This is a genomic window from Bosea sp. BIWAKO-01 (assembly GCF_001748145.1).
Classification (GTDB): Bacteria; Pseudomonadota; Alphaproteobacteria; order Rhizobiales; family Beijerinckiaceae; genus Allobosea.
In genome coordinates, this window is sequence record NZ_BCQA01000001.1 from 4,475,946 (window position 1) to 4,493,544 (window position 17,599).

At 65.2% G+C, this 17,599-nt stretch carries 12 protein-coding genes and 1 tRNA gene; 3 read left to right on the forward strand and 10 right to left on the reverse strand.

The genetic code is table 11. The features are described from left to right. Positions 1-12: 12 nt before the first annotated feature. From BIWAKO_RS20980 to guaB, 8 genes are all read right to left on the reverse strand, one after another. A complete protein-coding gene (locus BIWAKO_RS20980) occupies positions 13-1,665 on the reverse strand; it encodes an ABC transporter permease (RefSeq protein WP_069880288.1) in 1,653 nt (550 codons plus the stop codon). A 23-nt stretch (positions 1,666-1,688) separates the two neighbouring features. Beyond that, positions 1,689-2,702, reverse strand: coding sequence for an extracellular solute-binding protein (locus tag BIWAKO_RS20985; protein WP_069880289.1), 1,014 nt, complete (start codon positions 2,700-2,702; stop codon positions 1,689-1,691). 217 nt (positions 2,703-2,919) lie between these two features. After that, on the reverse strand, positions 2,920-4,008 hold the full coding sequence (locus BIWAKO_RS20990; RefSeq protein WP_141740174.1) for a DUF2865 domain-containing protein: 1,089 nt from the start codon (positions 4,006-4,008) through the stop codon (positions 2,920-2,922). A 153-nt stretch (positions 4,009-4,161) separates the two neighbouring features. Next, positions 4,162-5,187: a DUF2865 domain-containing protein gene (locus BIWAKO_RS20995; protein WP_141740175.1), complete on the reverse strand. Its 1,026-nt coding sequence runs from the start codon at positions 5,185-5,187 to the stop codon at positions 4,162-4,164. 173 nt (positions 5,188-5,360) lie between these two features. Continuing rightward, positions 5,361-8,501 (reverse strand): efflux RND transporter permease subunit, encoded by a 3,141-nt coding sequence (locus BIWAKO_RS21000; protein WP_069880292.1) that lies wholly within the window; start codon positions 8,499-8,501, stop codon positions 5,361-5,363. After that, positions 8,501-9,754: an efflux RND transporter periplasmic adaptor subunit gene (locus BIWAKO_RS21005; RefSeq protein ID WP_176733368.1), complete on the reverse strand. Its 1,254-nt coding sequence runs from the start codon at positions 9,752-9,754 to the stop codon at positions 8,501-8,503. The genes BIWAKO_RS21000 and BIWAKO_RS21005 overlap by 1 nt, the downstream gene beginning before the upstream one ends. 204 nt (positions 9,755-9,958) lie before the next feature. Beyond that, on the reverse strand, positions 9,959-10,369 hold the full coding sequence (locus BIWAKO_RS21010) for an MAPEG family protein (protein WP_069880293.1): 411 nt from the start codon (positions 10,367-10,369) through the stop codon (positions 9,959-9,961). 122 nt (positions 10,370-10,491) lie between these two features. Beyond that, entirely contained in the window at positions 10,492-11,985 is a 1,494-nt protein-coding gene (guaB, locus tag BIWAKO_RS21015) for an IMP dehydrogenase (protein WP_069882672.1), read from the reverse strand. Between the two features lie 154 nt (positions 11,986-12,139). Between guaB and BIWAKO_RS21020 the strand changes: the two genes are divergently transcribed. Then, positions 12,140-13,699 (forward strand): DHA2 family efflux MFS transporter permease subunit, encoded by a 1,560-nt coding sequence (locus BIWAKO_RS21020; RefSeq protein WP_074471589.1) that lies wholly within the window; start codon positions 12,140-12,142, stop codon positions 13,697-13,699. A gap of 86 nt (positions 13,700-13,785) precedes the next feature. On the opposite strand, the gene BIWAKO_RS21025 is transcribed toward BIWAKO_RS21020, so the two are convergent. Further along, complete coding sequence (locus BIWAKO_RS21025; protein ID WP_069880295.1) at positions 13,786-14,502, reverse strand: RlmE family RNA methyltransferase; 717 nt, start codon at positions 14,500-14,502, stop codon at positions 13,786-13,788. A gap of 63 nt (positions 14,503-14,565) precedes the next feature. Continuing rightward, positions 14,566-15,690, reverse strand: a complete 1,125-nt coding sequence (locus BIWAKO_RS21030) for a Ppx/GppA phosphatase family protein (protein WP_244523506.1) — start codon at positions 15,688-15,690, stop codon at positions 14,566-14,568. A 206-nt stretch (positions 15,691-15,896) separates the two neighbouring features. Here BIWAKO_RS21030 and glpK point away from each other — a divergent pair, with 206 nt between their 5' ends. Together glpK and BIWAKO_RS21040 are read left to right on the forward strand one after the other, a co-directional pair. Next, complete coding sequence (gene glpK / locus BIWAKO_RS21035; RefSeq protein WP_069880296.1) at positions 15,897-17,399, forward strand: glycerol kinase GlpK; 1,503 nt, start codon at positions 15,897-15,899, stop codon at positions 17,397-17,399. Positions 17,400-17,503: 104 nt separating this feature from the next. Then, a tRNA-Gln gene (locus BIWAKO_RS21040) sits at positions 17,504-17,577 on the forward strand. Positions 17,578-17,599: the final 22 nt, after the last annotated feature.

Here is a 17,599-nt window from a genome sequence, read left to right on the forward strand (position 1 = left end):
CGCCCTACGGTGTCACCCCTTCGTGCCACCGGCTCGTGCCAGAATGATGGCGGGATAAAGGCCGGCGATCACGATCAGCAACGCGGCCAGCGCTCCGTCTTCGAACATGCCGCGTGAGGCGTGTCCGTAGACGATGGTTGCGAGCGTGTCGACGTTCAGCGGTCGCAGCAGCAGCGTCGCGGGCAGCTCCTTCAGGCAGTCGACGAATACGAGCAAGGCGGCCGCGGCGATCGCAGGACGAGCTAGCGGCCAGTGCACCTGCCGCAACACCTCGCCCGAACTCGAGCCGAGGGCGCGTGCGGCATCGTCTATCCTCGGCGAGATCCGGGCGAGGCCGCTCTGGATGCCGGAAATCGCGATCGACAGGAAGCGTACGACATAGGCGATCACGAGAGCCGCACCCGAGCCGATCAGGATGAGACCTGGACTGACGCCGAACAATGCGGAGACGGTGTCGGCGACGAGATTGTCGAAGGCGGCGAGTGGAACGAGTAGTCCAAGCGCGAGCACCGTGCCGGGCAGCGCATAGCCAAGCGAGGCGGTGCGCGCGAGCGCCGGCAACCAGGTTTCGCGGCCGAGACGACCGGCGGCCACTATGCAAAGGCCAAGCGCCACCACGATCAGCGCGGCGCCGGCCGAAAGCAGCAGGGCATTCAGGAGATTGCGCAGCAGGGCCATGTCGAACTGATGCAGCAGGCCGCGCGTCACGACCTCCTGGAGGAGAAAACCCATCGGCAGGAGGGCGCCGAGCAGCAAGGGCAGGGCGCAGATGGCGCTGGCGGCCAGGGCAATACGCCCGGACAGGAGCCGGCGCCCGACGGCACGCGGCTGGCGCACCGAGAGTGTGAAGCGGCGTGCGCCGCGCAGTCTCGCCTCGGTTGCGATCAGGACCACCACCAAGAGAAGCATCACGCAGGAGATCTGGGCTGCGCCTGCGAGAGAGCCGCGATTGAGCCAGGTCGTATAGATCGACAGCGTCAGGGAGCGGACCCCGAGATATTCGGTCGCGCCGATGTCGTTTAGCGTTTCGAGCAGCGCCAGTGTCAATCCGGCGACGAGCGCCGGGCGCGCCATGGGCAAGCCAATCCGCCAGAACAGGGTGCCGCGCGCGGCCCCGAGTGTCCGCGCCGATTCGACGATCGTCGCGCTCTGCAGGCCGAACAGCGCCCGGACGCTGAGATAGACGTAAGGATAGAGCACGATTCCCATGACGAAGATCGCGCCCGCCAGATTGCGCGGGTCGGGAAACCAGTACTCACGCAGGCTGCGATATCCGGTCACCGCACGGAGGGCCGTTTGCAGCGGCCCCTGGAAGCCCAGGAACTCGACGTAGATATAGGCGGTCAGATAGGTCGGGATCGCCAATGGCAGCACAAGCAGCCATTCGAAGGCGCGACGGCCGGGAAACTCATACTGGGTGACGAGCCAGGCCGTGCCGACGCCGATGAGGCTGCAGAGCAGGCCGACGCCGAAAAGAAGCATGGCGGTGTTCGCCAGCGCATCGGGAATGACATTGGCGACAAGATGCGGCCAGATCGATGAGGCTGCCGGCGAAAGCGCGGTCAGGGCCAGCGCGAGAACTGGCAGCGCGACGAGCCCGGCTCCCGCCATCGAGGCCCAGACAAAACGGCTCGACGGCCGCCACAGGCGTGGCGGCCGTCGCATTTCTCCAGCCGTGGGAGACAGGCTCAATTGTCGAAGCCGACCTTGTCGACGAGGTCAGCGGCCGCCTTGCGGTTCTTGCCGATCTCGGTCAGCGGGGTGGTGTCGACATTGACCTTGCCGAGCAGCTTCACAGCGGCGCTTTCCTTGACGTCCGGGTTGACCGGGAATTCGAAGTTGCCGTCGGCATAGATGGTCTGCGCCTTGTCGCCAAGCATGTACTCGATCAGCTTTACCGCGTTCTCACGGTTGGGGGCGTGTTTGGCGATGGCCGCGCCCGAGATGTTCACATGTGTGCCGCCATTGGCGAAGGTGGTCTTCAGCGGCTTGATCGCCTCGAACCAGCCCTTCTGCTCGTTCGCCGCCGTGCTCATCAGGCCGATATAGTAGGTATTGATCACTGCGATGTCGCAGAGCCCGGACTGGATGTCGCGCGCGACTTCACGGTCGCCGCCGCCGGGCTTGCGCGCGGTGTTGGCCTTGAGTGCCTTGAGCCACGTCTCAGTCTTCTCGGCGCCGTTGCGCGCGAGATAGGCGGCAAACAGAGCGTTATTGTAGGGGTGCTGACCGCCGCGGATGCAGAACTTGCCCTTCCACTTCGGATCGGCAAGGTCCTCATAGGTGATCGCATCCTGCTGCACACGATCCTTTGAGACGACGACGATGCGGGCGCGCTTGGTCAGGGTGACCCAATTGTCCTGGGGATCGCGCAGTTGCGCCGGGACGATCTTGTCGACAGCCGCCGACTTGATCGGCTGGGTGACGCCGGCATTGGCGGCCGAGATCATCTGCGCGGCGTCGACCATGATCATCACGTCGGCCGGGCTGTTTGCGCCCTCGGCCTTGATGCGCTCCTCGAGACCGTCCTTCAGGAACACCGTGTTGACCTTGATGCCGGTGTCCTTGGTGAAGGCTTCGACGACGGGATTGAGCAGGGCCGGCTCGCGCGTCGTGTAGAGATTGACGCTCTGAGCCAGGACCGGGGTAGCGAGCAAGCAGGACGCCAGGGCGATGAGGGACAGGCGAGTTTTGTCGATCATGGTTCGCTCCTTCGGGCGTAGATGCCCTCTGCACGTTCGTGGTGCTGGAGCGGTAGTGCCTGACGCTAGGGCGGTCAATTGAAAAGCGTTATAGATCAATTGCTTATAAGTTTTCTAAATTGTGCTCTCTTTAGATTAATTCAAATAAGGAGATCCTCCGAACCAGCGCCCAAGAGTGTCATCTGTCCGGTGAAAACCGGTCGGCAGCCCCTTGGAGCTAAGGCAAAAGCAGGAACGCTGGCCCGGCGATCACGCGGACCGGCCCACGCATCGGCGGATCGATCGAGCCGCGCAATTCGATCGCATCGCTCATCACGCTCTCGTCTCGGAGCGAGGCTTCGCGCGTGCGCAGCTTGCGGCGCAGCGCCTGCATCTGCGCTTCGACGCGCGAAATGCCGACCCGCTCGTCGATGCCGCGCCGATCGCCGGCGCTGAGCTCCCGCGCCGATCTGAAATCGACGAAATCGCGCCGGCTATAGGGCCACTGCGACGAGCCGGTGAAGGTCGTGACCTTGCCGTCCAGCACGACGCTGTCGCCGGGACGCAGCGTGATATCGCGCAACAGCGAGACGCGGCGCTCGCCGCTGGCGACAATCGGCGGCCGGCAGGCCGGATCAGAGGATTTTTCGTGGCCATAAGCAACGGGCAGCGAGCCATAGGTCTTGCCATCCGCCGAGACGGCGCCGTCGATCGTGCTCGCGCCTGCGGGAACGCGGAAAACCTTGACCGGGATGCCGGGGTTCATGGCCCGGCAGAGGGCGTCGTGTGCCGTGAGGTCAGATTGGGTATTCAAGTTGCCGATCGGCGCATGGAAGCCGTCGCAGAGCCGCACACAGATGGTGCGCGCGCCATGCCCGCTGCCGGAGACGGTATCGAGGCGTGCAACACTGTGCTGCGTCGTGGGGCGTCGGGCCGCCTGACGCGGAGGTTCGACCGACCTGAAAGGGTTCAAGACCACGGGCGGGTGCGCGATGCGCCCGTTTGGTACGCTGCGCGTCAGGGGCAGGTTCCAGATGCCACGCGCGGGCGCATAGGCGATGGGGGCGCTGGCTTGCGGGGCGCGCATAGCACGGCGGTTCGCCGCTTCCTGGAGCTGAAAGTCGCGGACGCCGGCATCGTCGCCAGCCTGGACGAGCGAGATCGTGCCGATCGCGCCGCCCGCTCCGAGCACAAGGCCGAGCGCAGTCATCGCTGCCAAGCGGCCTGTGCGTTTCTTGCCGTGAGCATTGCGCTCCAGCGCAACGACGGGGACAGGGCTGCCTAACGGCGGGTCTTCCCGATCGGGGATCTCACGGACACGAAACATCGCGTCAACTCCACTCGCGCTTGTTCTTCGTCCGCCGCTCTTGGGGTGTAGTTTACTTTTCGTTAATCATCAACGGCCCGTCGGCGTTCGCCCATGCAAAACGGGCGCGATGCTTAACGCAGCGCGCCCGGCCAAAATGCCTGGAGAGAGGGCTCAGCTTTCGGGCGAGATGACGATGCGCCGCATGCTCGAGGCGGTTGCGGTTTCACCCGTGCCGCTCTCGAAACGGCCGCGCAGCTCGATCGTTGTAGCATCTCCGATCTTCGCCACCTGCACCGTCATGTCGCGACGCAGGGCCAGCATCTGGCCTTCACGGTTGGAAATGCCGACCGTGTCGTCGATCATCCGGCGTTGATTGGCGTTGAGTTCGTTCGACGAGCGGAAATCGCGGAAGTTCCTCGGGTTGTAAGGCCAGGTGGACGAGCCCTCGAAGGTTGTCACCTTGCCATCAAGCACCACCGAGTCGCCCGGGCGCAGGGTGAAATCCCGCAGAAGAGAGACACGGCGATCCCCAGCAGACGGGACGGTGGGCCTGCAGCCCGGATCGGACGATTTTTCGTGACCGTAGGCAACGGGCAGGGCGCCATAGGTCCTGCCATCGGAGGCCACGGCGCCGTCGATATCCGCGGCGCCGGCAGGAACGCGGAAGACCTTGACCGGAATGCCGGGATTCATCGCCGTGCAAAGCGCCTCATGCGCCGGCCAGTCGGCCTGCGAGCGCAAATGGCCAAGCGGCATGTGATAGCCGTCGCACATCCGCACGCAGATGGTGCGGGAGGCGCTTGACCCGGAATCGTAACGCGCCGTTGCACGGAGAGCGCCTGCAGTCGCTCCATCGCGCGGCTTGCCGCGTTCGCGCAGGACGGGCGGATGTTCGATCCGGCCATCCGGGTATGAGCCGAAGAGCGGCAGCCTCCAGCCTGAACCGACCGGAGCATAGGTCAAGGGCGTGGCACTAGGCGCACGCCTCGTCGCTTCCTGAAGATGGAAGGCACGAACGCCGGCGTCATCGCCAGCCCGAACGAGGGAAGCGGTCACCGCTGTGGCGCTCGCCCCGAGAACCAATCCGAGCAGCGCCATGGCTCCGTAGCGCGTCAGAGCGGCCCGTCGGGAGGGAGCTGGGTGGATTCCGGGCAGAGTATGGCCCGACAGCGGCACGGCATTTCTTATGCGGAACATCGACGACTTTGCTTATGGCAGGGATCACTCACCCAGCGTTATGCAAAGCCGCCGTTCTCTCCGCTTTAAGGCACAAGGTTGCCTTTGATGCATTCTGCAGAAATACGCCACGAACCGCGGGAGATGCGAGGTTCGTGGCGCAGGTACGATTGGGAGGGAGGCTTTGACCGCCCTCAGAGGTCCGGGCCGCGCACCACCTGCGGGATGGCGACGGGCACAGCGGAGGTGGGCACGCTCTCGCGTTCGCCGCGACTGCGACCGGAGAGCCAGGTGTCGACCTTGTCGAGGTAGAAGTAGATCACCGGCGTGATGTAGAGCGTCAGCAGCTGCGAGACGATCAAGCCGCCGACCACGGCGATGCCGAGCGGCTGGCGCAGCTCGGCGCCGGCGCCCGCGCCGAGTGCGATGGGGAGCACGCCGAAGATCGCGGCAAAGCTCGTCATCATGATCGGGCGGAAACGGACAAGCGCCGCCTCGCGGATGGCGGTCAGCGCATCGTCCCCCTGCTTGCGACGCTCGATCGCAAAATCGACCATCATGATCGCGTTCTTCTTGACGATGCCGACCAGCATCAGGATGCCGATGATCGCGATCACCGACAGGTCCATGTTGAAATACTGCAGGGCGAGCAGCGCTCCGAGCCCGGCCGAGGGGAGGCCGGAGAGGATGGTGATCGGGTGGATGAAGCTTTCGTAGAGAATGCCGAGAATGATGTAGATCACCAGGATCGCGGCGAAGATCAGCAGGCCTTGCCCCTTCAGCGCATCCTGGAACAGCTGGGCGGAACCGGCGAAGCTCGTCACGATCGAGGCCGGCAGATTGACGTCGCGCTCGGCCGCACGGATGGCGTTGACGGCGTCGCCAAGCGAGATGCCCGGCGCCGTGTTGAACGAGATTGTCACCGCCGGCTGCTGCGAGATGCGGTTCACTGCAAGCGGGCCGACGCTGGGCTTGATCGTCGCCACCGTTTCCAGCGGCACGTTCAGGCCATTCGCAGCCTTGAGCAGCAGCCGCGAGAGCACGGCGGGATCCTGCTGATAGGCGCGATTGGCCTCCATGATGACCTGATAATCGGTCGAGGGGGTGAAGATCGTCGCGATCTGGCGCGAGCCGAAAGCGTTGCCCAGCGCCTGCCGGATCTGGTCGCTGGAAATGCCCAGGCTCGCGGCGCGTTCGCGGTCGATGTCGATCGAGAGCTGCGGGTTGCGCAATTGCAGATCGATATTGGCATCGCGCAGCTGTGGAAGCCGCGCGAGCCGCTGCTGCATCAGCGGAGCATAGGCGAAGAGCGCATTCAGGTCCGGCCCCTGCAGCGAATAGAGGTACTGCGCGCGTGACGAGCGGCCGGCGTTGAGGTTGATGTTCTGCACCTGCTGGAACACCGCAGTGATACCGGGCACGTCGCCGGTCGCGCGCCTCAGCCGCGAGATGACCACCTCGGCCTTCTCGCGTTGATCCTTGGGCTTCAGCGCGATGAACATGAAGCCATTATTGGTGGCGTTGAAGCCGCCGATATTCGAGGTCAGATAATCGACCGCCGGATCGGCCTTGACGATTTCGGCGATGCGGATCTGGCGCGCCGCCATGGCCTCGAACGACGTGTCGGGTGGGCCTTCGGTCGATGCGCGAAGGAGGCCGGTATCCTCGGTCGGGAAGAAGCCCTTCGGGATGTCGATATACATCTGCGCCGAGATATAGACCGTCGCCAGCGTGAAGATCAGCATCAGGATGCGCGCCTTCAGCACGCAGTCCAGCGTCCAGCGATAGGCGCCCAGCATCCCCTGGAAGCCGGCCTCGAAGACGCGCTCGATCAGGTTCGGCTTCTTGTGGTGATCATGCGCCTTGAGAAAACGGGCGCAGAGCATCGGGGTGAGGGTCAGGGAGACGAAGCCCGAGACGATGATCGCGGCGGCGATCGTGCCGGCAAACTCCGTGAAAACCTTGCCGACGACGCCGCCCATGAAGAAGACGGGGATGAAGACGGCAACGAGCGAAATGGTGATCGAGAGAATGGTGAAGCCGATCTCGCGCGAGCCGTCGAGGGCCGCCTGGAACGGTTTCTTGCCCATCTCGATATGCCGGATGATGTTTTCCAGCATGACGATGGCGTCATCGACGACGAAGCCGACTGCGAGCGTCAGTGCAAGCAGCGAGATGTTGTCGAGCGAATAGCCGAGCGCGTGCATGATCGCGAAGGTGCCGACCAGCGAAATCGGCAGGGCGAGCGTCGGAATCAGCGTCGCGGCCAGGCTCTTCAGGAACAGGAAGATGACCATGATCACGAGCGCGATCGCGATCATCAGCGAGACCTCGACATCCTCCACCGCCTCCCGGATCGGGATCGAGCGGTCGTTCAGGACATTGAGTTCCATGGCGGCTGGAAGTTGCTCGCGATAGGCCTCGAGCCTGGACTTGATGCTGTCGACGACCTCGACGGTGTTGGCGTCGGACTGACGATAGACCGCCAGCATGATCGAGCGCTGCCCGTTGAACCAGCTGCCGGTCTGGTTGTTCTCGACGGAGTCGTAGACCTGCGCCACGTCCTCGAGGCGGATCGGCACGCCGTTTTTCTGCGAGATGATGAGGTTGCCGTACTCGGCGGCACGCTCCATCTGGCCGGTGGCGCCAAGCGTCAGGCGCTGGTTCTCGCCATTGAGCGTGCCGACCGGGGAATTGGAGTTGGCGGCGGCGATCGCATTGCGGACATCGCTCAGCGCCAGGCCGCGAGCCGACACGGCGTCGGGATTGACCTGCACGCGCACGGCGTATTTCTGCGCGCCGAAGATGTTGACCTGCGCGACGCCAGGCAATTGCGAGATCTGCTGCTGCAGGATGTTCTCGCCGAATTCATGGACTTCGTAGAGCGGTTTCGTCGCCGAGGTCAGCACCATGAACAGCACAGGCTGATCGGCCGGATTGACCTTCCTGAAGCTCGGCGGCGAGGGTAGCTCCGGCGGCAGCCGACGCGCGGTGGCACTCAGCGCGGCCTGCACATCGAGCGCTGCGCCGTCGATATTGCGGTTGAGGTCGAATTGCAGCGTGATCGAGGTCGCCCCGAGCTGCGAGACCGAGGACATCGAGGTGATGCCCGAGATCGAGGCGAATTCGCGCTCCAGCGGTGCGGCGACCGAGGAGGCCATCGATTCGGGGCTCGCGCCCGGCAGGCGAGCGCTGACATTGATCGTCGGAAAATCGACCCGCGGCAATGCCGCGACCGGAAGCTGTTTGAAGGCGAACAACCCGAAGATCAGAAAGGTTGCCATCAGGAGTGTCGTCATCACCGGACGACGGATGCAGGCCTCTGGGAGGTTCATCAGCCAGCACTCCCGCGCTGCGAGGTCTGGTTGGGCGGCGGCCTCTGGCCGCCCCGGTTGCGCTCGACCGCGCGGGCGCCGTCGGTCAGCAGGAGCTGGCCGTCGATGACCACCGTCTCGTCGCCCTTCAGGCCGGAGGCAAGGACGACGCGGTCATCGATGGTGCGGTCAACGGTGACCGGGCGGGCGCGGGCGACCCCGTCCTCGATCACGAAGACGAAGGTGCCGTTCTGGCCGTTCTGGACGGCTTCGCGGGGCACGGTCAGTGCATCGGGCTCGACACGCAGGGTCAGGCGGACCTGGCAGAGGGCGCCCGGCCAGAGGGTCTCGTCGGGATTGTCGAAGATCGCGCGCATCTGGATCGTGCCGGTCGTGGCGTCGACGAGATTGTCGATGACCGCGATCTTGCCCTCGACGCCGCGGCTCGCCCCCTGCTGCGTGGCAACAGCCACGGCCGTGCCGGCATTCATCGCGTCGCGGATGCTGGACAGCTGGCGCTGGGGCAGTGCGAAGCTGACATAGATCGGGTCGACCTGGTTGATCGTGACCAGCGTGGTCGAGTTGTCGCCGGTCTTGGCGATATTGCCTTCCTTGAGGCCGGCTACGCCAATCCGGCCCGAAACCGGGGCGGTGATGGTGTAATAGGTCAGCTGGACCTTGAGGGCATCGACCGCGGCCTCACCACCACGGACACTGGCCTTGAGCGTCGCGACCTGGGTGCGGGCGGTGTCGAGACGCTGGTCGGTGGCGAAATCGCGCTTGGCGAGTTCTTCCGCACGGCGCAGATCGGCTTCGGCGGAGGCGAGCGAGGCCTTGTCGCGGGCGACACCCGCTTCGGCCTGCTTCAGCAGCGCTTCCGCCAGGCGGGAGTCGAGGCGGAAGAGCATGTCGCCCTTCTTCACATAGCCTCCATCGGGGAAGCCGACCTCGATGATCTGCGTATCGACGCGCGAGCGCACCGCAACGCTTGAGAGTGCCTGCACGGTGCCGATCGCGTCGAGCCTGACCGGCATCGGCCGGCGTTCAGCCTTGGCCGTGACGATCGTCACAGGCGGGCGCTGTTGTCCCGAAGCGCGAGATGACGGGGTTGCGGCCTGCTGGGCCGGCTGGGCATAGGGCGGGATGATCTTCCCGTAGGGAATGCGATCGAGCGGAGGAGGGACTGATCGGCCGGAATAGTGAAGACCCGCGCCAGCTGCGACCGCGCCGACGGCGGCCACGACAACAACGCGCCCGAAAGACAAGACTGCCATGCGAAACCTTGCGCCAGAGCGGGACAGACTCTGTACCATTTGGAACGGTCGTCCCTAAACCGTCCTAGCCGCAAGCATTTAGCATGCCGGCAGGTGGTTTTGGGCGCAAGCGCGAAACTGCGTTTGTCTCACGATGTAGCGAGGATGTGACAGAGTATATCTTACGGGCGTGCGTCTGCGAACATTGCACGCCGCACGAGCATGTCAAAGTACCGTAACGACAATGCCGACCGCCATGCAGAACAGGCAGACGACGCCCAGAGCAAAGACGGCCGCGCGCGCCGGAACCCGGTTGGATCCGGTATGGATCAAGGCGTGCACGATGCGCGTCAGCACGAAGGCCCAGGCAAGCGCAACAATCACCGTGCCGGTCGCGCCGACCTCCATGGCGAGCATGATCAGGGCGAAGAAAAGGACCGGCGTCTCGAACTGATTGGCATAATTCGCAGCGGCGAGGCGGGCACGCTCCGGATAGCGCTCGGTCGAGACCGCGACATCGGCCATCCCGACCTCCTTGTTCCGGAACGCGACACGACGGCGCTGGAACAGGATGCCGAGCACGACGAAGGTCCACAGGATCTGAGCGAGGGCGGGGTAGACCAATTTGATCGTCATGGGCGGCGCGCCTCTCGCTGTTTATGCAAAGGAAAGCCCTCACCCCGGGAGGTTGCCGGTTGGGGCAATTTCGCGGGATGAGGGCCAATCGGCGTCACGATGGTATCGACGAGGCTTGGGCCTCAGGACCTCGTCGGGTAGTTCGGGCTTTCGCGCACGATGGTGACATCGTGGACATGGCTCTCGCGCAGGCCGGCACTGGTGATGCGGATGAACCGGGCCTTGGACTGGTAGTCCGCGAGATCGCGCCCGCCGACATAGCCCATCGCGGCCCGCAAGCCGCCCGCGAGCTGGTGCAGCACACCGGAAACCGGCCCCTTATAGGCGACCTGGCCCTCGATCCCTTCCGGCACCAGCTTCAGGGCATCCTTGATGTCCTGCTGGAAATAACGGTCGGCCGAGCCGCGCGCCATTGCGCCTACCGAGCCCATGCCGCGATAGGATTTGTAGGAGCGCCCCTGGTAGAGGAAGGTTTCGCCCGGCGTTTCGTCTGTGCCGGCAAGCAGCGAGCCGACCATGGCGCAGGAGGCACCGGCGGCAAGCGCCTTGGCGAGGTCGCCGGAATATTTGATGCCGCCATCGGCGATGACCGGAATGCCCGCCTTGCTCGCCGCCGAGGCTGCGTCCATCACCGCGGTCAGCTGCGGCACGCCGACGCCCGCGACGATGCGGGTGGTGCAGATCGAGCCCGGTCCGATGCCGACCTTGATCGCGTCGGCGCCGGCATCGATGAGAGCCTGCGCACCGGAAGCAGTGGCAACATTGCCGGCAATGATCTGAACGGTATTGGAGAGTTTCTTCACCCGGGTGACCGCTTCCAGCACCTTGGCGGAATGGCCATGGGCGGTGTCGACGACGATGATGTCGACGCCGGCGTCGATCAGCAGCTCGGAGCGCTCGAAGCCGAGATCGCCGGTCGTGGTCGCCGCTGCAACCAGGAGGCGACCCTGCGCGTCCTTGGCGGCATGCGGGTGGGCGACCTGCTTCTCCATGTCCTTGACGGTGATCAGGCCGATGCAGCGGAAATGATCATCGACGACCAGCAGCTTCTCGATGCGGAACTGGTGGAGCAGGCGGCGTGCCTCCTCCTGGGTCACGCCTTCGCGTACCGTGATCAGGCGATCCTTGGTCATGATCTCGGCGACGGGCTGCTCGGGGCGGTCGGCGAAGCGGACATCACGGTTGGTCAGAATGCCGACAAGCTTGCCCTTGTGTCCCTGCGGGCCGCGCTCGACCACGGGAATGCCCGAGATCGAATGGTGCCGCATCAGGGCGAGCGCGTCGCCCAGCGTCTCGTCCGGGAAGATCGTGATCGGGTTGGCGACCATGCCCGATTCGAATTTTTTGACGAGCCGCACCTGCGCGGCCTGCTGGTCGGCCTCCAGATTGCGGTGGACGACGCCGAGGCCGCCGGCCTGTGCCATGGCAATCGCCATCCTGGCCTCGGTCACCGTGTCCATCGCCGAGGCGATGATCGGCAGGTTGAGCGAGATCGTCTTGGTGAGCTTGGTCGAGATATTGACGTCGGCCGGCATCACGTCGGACGGCCCCGGCTCGAGCAGGACGTCGTCGAAGGTCAGGCCGTCGCGGATGAGGGTGTCACTGATGCTTGCCATCGCCAACTCCAAGCCCATGCGGGGCATTTCAGGGTGGGCGACAACATGCGCCCGCTACCGAGTTGACGAGGCCCGATATCATGCGTGCGGCATCGCCGCTAGTGGCCTCAGCCGAAATTGAGGCGGTTTATGTTGCGCTGCGATAACGCGACACATGCGACAGGCGCAGGGCGTCTCTTCGCGATCTGAACCAAATGGCCGTGTTCACGCCACATCGGGCGTGGCAAAGAACGACACTCTCCGATCCCGGCTCCGGGCCGCAAGGTTCTTTCCCGTGCAACGCGCCAAGCTCCTGCCCCTGATCGTCGCCTGCGCGCTGTTCATGGAGAACACCGACTCCACGGTGATCGCGACCTCGCTGCCGGTGATCGCGCAATCGCTGGGCGAGGACCCGATTGCGCTGAAGCTGGCGCTGACCTCATATCTCGTCAGCCTTGCGGTCTTCATCCCGATCTCGGGCTGGATGGCCGATCGGTACGGCGCTCGCACGATTTTCCGCACTGCGCTCGGCGTCTTCATGCTGGGTTCGATCTTGTGCGCGATCTCGAATTCCCTCGGAGCCTTCGTCGGCGCGCGCTTCGTGCAGGGCATGGGCGGGGCCATGATGGTGCCCGTCGGTCGGCTGGTCATCCTGCGCAGCGTCGAGAAATCGCAACTCGTCAGCGCTCTGGCCTATCTGACCGTGCCGGCGCTGGTCGGGCCGGTGGTCGGGCCGCCGCTCGGGGGCTTCATCACCACCTATTTCGACTGGCGCTGGATCTTCTTCATCAATATCCCGATCGGGCTGATCGGCATCGTCCTGGCGAGCCGGTTCTTCGAGGACGTGCGCGAGGAAGATGTCGCGCCGCTCGATGTCCGGGGCTTCCTGCTGTCGGCCTTCGGCTTCGCGGCGCTGATGCTCGGGCTTGCGACCGGCGGGCGGCATCTGGTGCCGGTCGAAGCCTCGATCGGCTTCGTGATCGCGGGCCTGGCCTCACTGATGACCTATCTCTGGCATGCGCGCCGCACAGCCTATCCGGTCCTGAACCTCTCGCTCTTCAAGATCCCGACATACCGGATCGGCGTGCTCGGCGGCTCGATCTTCCGCGTCGGCATCGGGGCGATCCCCTTTCTGCTGCCGCTGATGCTTCAGCTTGGCTTTGGCTATGACGCGCTGCATTCGGGCCTGATCACCTTCGCTTCGGCCGCAGGTGCCATGATCATGAAGACGCTGGCCAAGACGATCCTGGCGCGGTTCGGTTTCCGCCATGTCCTGATCTTCAATGCGCTGATCGGATCGGCCTTCCTGGCGGCATCCGGACTGTTCACGCCGACGACACCGCAATGGCTGATGCTCTGCGTGCTGCTGATCGGCGGGTGCTTCCGCTCGCTGCAGTTCACCGGCATCAATGCGCTGAGCTATGCCGATGTCTCGAACCGGGACATGTCGAGTGCGACCAGCCTCTCCAGCGTGGCGCAGCAATTGTCACTCAGCCTCGGGATTACGATCGGCGCCTTCGCGCTGGAGGCGGCGAACATGCTGAACGGCGGCAAGGCGCTCGGCGCGCATGATTTCTGGCCGGCCTTCGTGCTGGTCGGGCTGATTTCGGCCTCGTCGGCGCTCTGGATGACAAAGCTTGCCCCCGATGCCGGCGCCGAGGTTTCCGGCCACGCGCCGCTCAGCGCGCGCAAGGCAACGGCCCAGGCGATCGAGGATCAGAAGCCGCTGGACTGAAGGGGCGGCCGGCAACTCCAGCGCTCAGGCGAGGAGGCAAGTCGGGGGCGCCCTTTCGACCTCCCCCGGCCGCATTCGGGGACGGATCAGCCCTCGGTGTCCGCTGCCGGCTGTTCCTTGCGACGATAGCCGGTCGCCAGCACGTAGAGTTCCGAGGAATCCGCCCGGCTCGCTGCCGGCTTGACGTTGCGCACGGTGGTGAAGTCGCGCTTGAGCATCGCGAGCAGCTCGGCGCTCTCACCGCCCTGGAACAATTTTGCCAGGAAGAAGCCGCCAGGGGCCAGAATCGAATTGGCGAATTCCAGCGCGGCCTCGGCCAGCGCGATGATCTTGAGATGGTCCGTCTTCTTATGGCCGGTGGTGTTGGCTGCCATGTCCGACATCACGCCATCGGCCCGGCCGCCGAGCCGCTCGGTCAGCAGGGCAGGGGCCTCGTCGGCCATGAAATCCATCTCGATGAGATCGACGCCGGGAATGGGATCGACGTGCAGCAGGTCGATGCCGACGATCGCGCCCTTGCCCCGCTCGAGCCCGATGCGCTGCGCCGCGACCTGGCACCAGCCGCCCGGCGCGCAGCCGAGGTCGATCAGCTTCTGACCGGTCTTCAGGAATTTGTAGCGGTCGTCCATCTCCTCGAGCTTGAACGCCGCGCGCGAACGAAAGCCGCGCTCCTTCGCCCGCTTGACATAGGGGTCGTTGAGCTGGCGTTCGAGCCAGAGCTGCGAGGAATGCTTGAGCTTGCCGGCCTTCTTCACCTTGACCCGCATATCGCGGGCGCCGGCGCCGCCTTTGGTGGTGCTCATTGCTTGGTGGTGCTCATCTCTTGGTGATGGTCATGGCTACGGGGTTCCTCCCGTGGACTTACGTCATGCCTGCCTGCGGCGCCACCAGGCACGATCCTCATGCATCATCCGGAGCAGGATGCCCTCGCGCAGGCCGCGATCCGCAATGCGCACCTTTCGGCTCGGGAAGGCACGCCTGATCGCCTCGAAGATCGCACAGCCGGCTAGCACGAGATCGGCCCGTTCGCGGCCGATGCAGGCATTGGCCGAGCGCGCGGCATAGTCCATATCGACCAGCCGGTCGATGACCGCCAGGATATCGGTCTCGTCCATCCACAGCCCGTCGACCAGGCGCCGGTCGTAGCGCGGCAGGCCAAGATGGATGCCGGCGACGGTGGTGACGGTGCCCGACGTGCCGAGCAGATGGAAGCCGGCGGCGTCCTTTGCCGCAGCAGCGCGCGTCGCGAACGGCTTCAGGGCAGCGCTGCAATCATCGACCATGCGTTCGAATTTCTCGCGCCCGACATCGACGCCGCCATAGCGCTCGGCGACAGAGACGACCCCCATCGGCAGCGAGGCCCATTCGCGGATGCGCCCGGCCGGATCGCGCGCCTGCGAGCGCCCTCCCATCCAGACGATCTCGGTGGAGCCACCGCCGATATCGAAGACGATGACGCCTTCTGCCGTCGGATGGGCCAGTGCCGCGCAACCCGTGACGGCCAGCGAGGCCTCGGTGCGTTGGTCGACGATCTCGAGCTCGAGATCGGCCTCAGCCGCGACCCGGCGCACGAAGTCGAGCCCGTTCGTGGCGGCCCGGCAGGCCTCGGTCGTGACCAGGCGTGCGCGGCTGACGCCGCGATGGGTCATCTTGCTCTTGCAGATCTTCAGGGCTTCGACCGCCCGGTCCATCGCCGCATCGGCAAGTCGCCCGCTCGCAGTCAGCCCTTCGCCCAGGCGCACGATGCGGGAAAAGGCATCGACGACGCGAAAGCCATGCTGGGCCGGGCGGGCGATCAGCAGCCGGCAGTTATTGGTGCCGAGATCGAGCGCGGCATAGGTCGCGACCGGATGGCGCGAGGGCGTGAAATAGGTTTGCGTGACGGGGGCAGGGCCAAGGGGGGACGAGCCGATCGGGCGCAGATCGGCGCCATTAGCCTCTGGGGATACCGCGAGCGCGACATCCCGATCCTGGCGGTCCTCGACCGTCACCGTGTTTTGACCCCTCGTCGGCCGCCGTTTGCACGCTCCGGCCGCTTGCTTCGGGTGAAGCGTAACAAGAGCCTGACGAAGATGCCAAGCGGAACCTGTGCGCAGTTCATTTGTCGGTGGAGCGCTTGCCTGCGGCGACACGCTTCGGCCAAGTTCGGGGAAGGCCCGGATCGGACGGGCCGCCACCGGGAAGGACCACTGCTGCCATGGCCGGAGCACGCTATATTCTCGCGATCGATCAGGGGACGACCTCGTCGCGCGCGATTTTGTTCGATGGTGCGCTCAGGTCGGTGGCATCGGCGCAGCGCGAGTTCCCACAGCATTTTCCGGCCTCGGGTTGGGTCGAGCACGAGCCCGAGGATCTGTGGGACAGCGTGCTGACGACCTGCCGTGAGGCCGTCGGTAAGGCCGGGCTCTCGGCCGCGGACATTGCCGCGATCGGCATTACCAACCAGCGCGAGACGACACTGATCTGGGACCGCAGGACCGGTCAAGCGATCCACCGCGCCATCGTCTGGCAGGACCGGCGGACGGCGCCGCGCTGCGCCGAGCTCAGCGAGGGCGGCCATGATTCGCTGGTCTCCGGCCGGACGGGCCTGCGAATCGATCCCTATTTCTCGGCGACCAAGATCGCGTGGCTGCTCGACAATGTGCCGGGCGCGCGCCGGCGGGCGGAAGCTGGCGAACTCGCCTTCGGTACGGTCGATTGCTTCTTGTTGTGGCGGCTCACGGGCGGAGCCGTCCACGCAACCGACGCGACCAATGCGGCCCGCACCATGCTGTTCGATATCGGCCGCGGCGTCTGGGACGACGACCTGCTCGCGCTGTTTAGCATTCCCCGCTCGTTGCTGCCGGAGGTTCGCGATTGCGCCTGCCTGTTCGGCGAGACGCTGCCCGACCATTTCGGCGCGGCGATCCCGGTGCGGGGCATGGCCGGCGACCAGCAGGCGGCGACGATCGGCCAGGCCTGTTTCACGCCCGGCATGGTGAAGTCGACCTATGGCACCGGCTGCTTTGCCCTGCTGAACACCGGTTCGACGCCGGTGACGTCCAGGAATCGTCTGCTCAGCACCATCGCCTATCAGCTCGGCGGCGAGCGCACCTATGCGCTGGAGGGTTCGATCTTCGTCGCGGGCGCGGCTGTACAATGGCTCCGCGACGGGATTGGAATCATCGAGACGGCGAGCGAGACCGGGCCGCTTGCCGAAGCGGCGGATCCGACCCAGGCGGTCTACCTGGTGCCGGCTTTCGTCGGGCTCGGCGCACCGCATTGGGACGCCGAGGCACGTGGCGCCATTTTCGGGCTCACCCGCAACAGCGGCCCGCGCGAGCTGGCAAGGGCGACGCTGGAAAGCGTCTGTTACCAGACGCTCGATCTGCTCGACGCGATGCGCGCCGACTGGCCGGACGCCGGGCAGGGAGCTGCGGTGCTACGCGTCGATGGTGGCATGGTCGCGTCCGACTGGACGATGCAGCGGCTCGCCGACATCCTCGCCTTGCCCGTCGACAGGCCGGAGGTGCTGGAGACGACGGCGCTGGGAGCAGCCTATCTCGCCGGGCTCGATGCAGGGCTGTTGCCGGAGCCGGATCGTTTCGCAGATCTCTGGCGATTGGAACGGCGCTTTGTCCCCGGAATGGCGAAAAGCCAGCGCGAAAAGCTGGTCCTGGGCTGGCGCGACAGCGTGCGGAGGACGCTGAGTACAGGCTGACAGGCGGCCCCGCCGCCTTCATGCACAAGATTGCTCACAATGGGCTTGCCATGCGGGCGCGGGTTGTTTAGACCGCGCCTCACCAACGAAGGCGTTCGCGCCGTTGGGGGATCGTCTAACGGTAGGACCCCAGACTCTGACTCTGGTTGTCTAGGTTCGAATCCTAGTCCCCCAGCCACTTTCCAGTGGCTTTGTTTGAA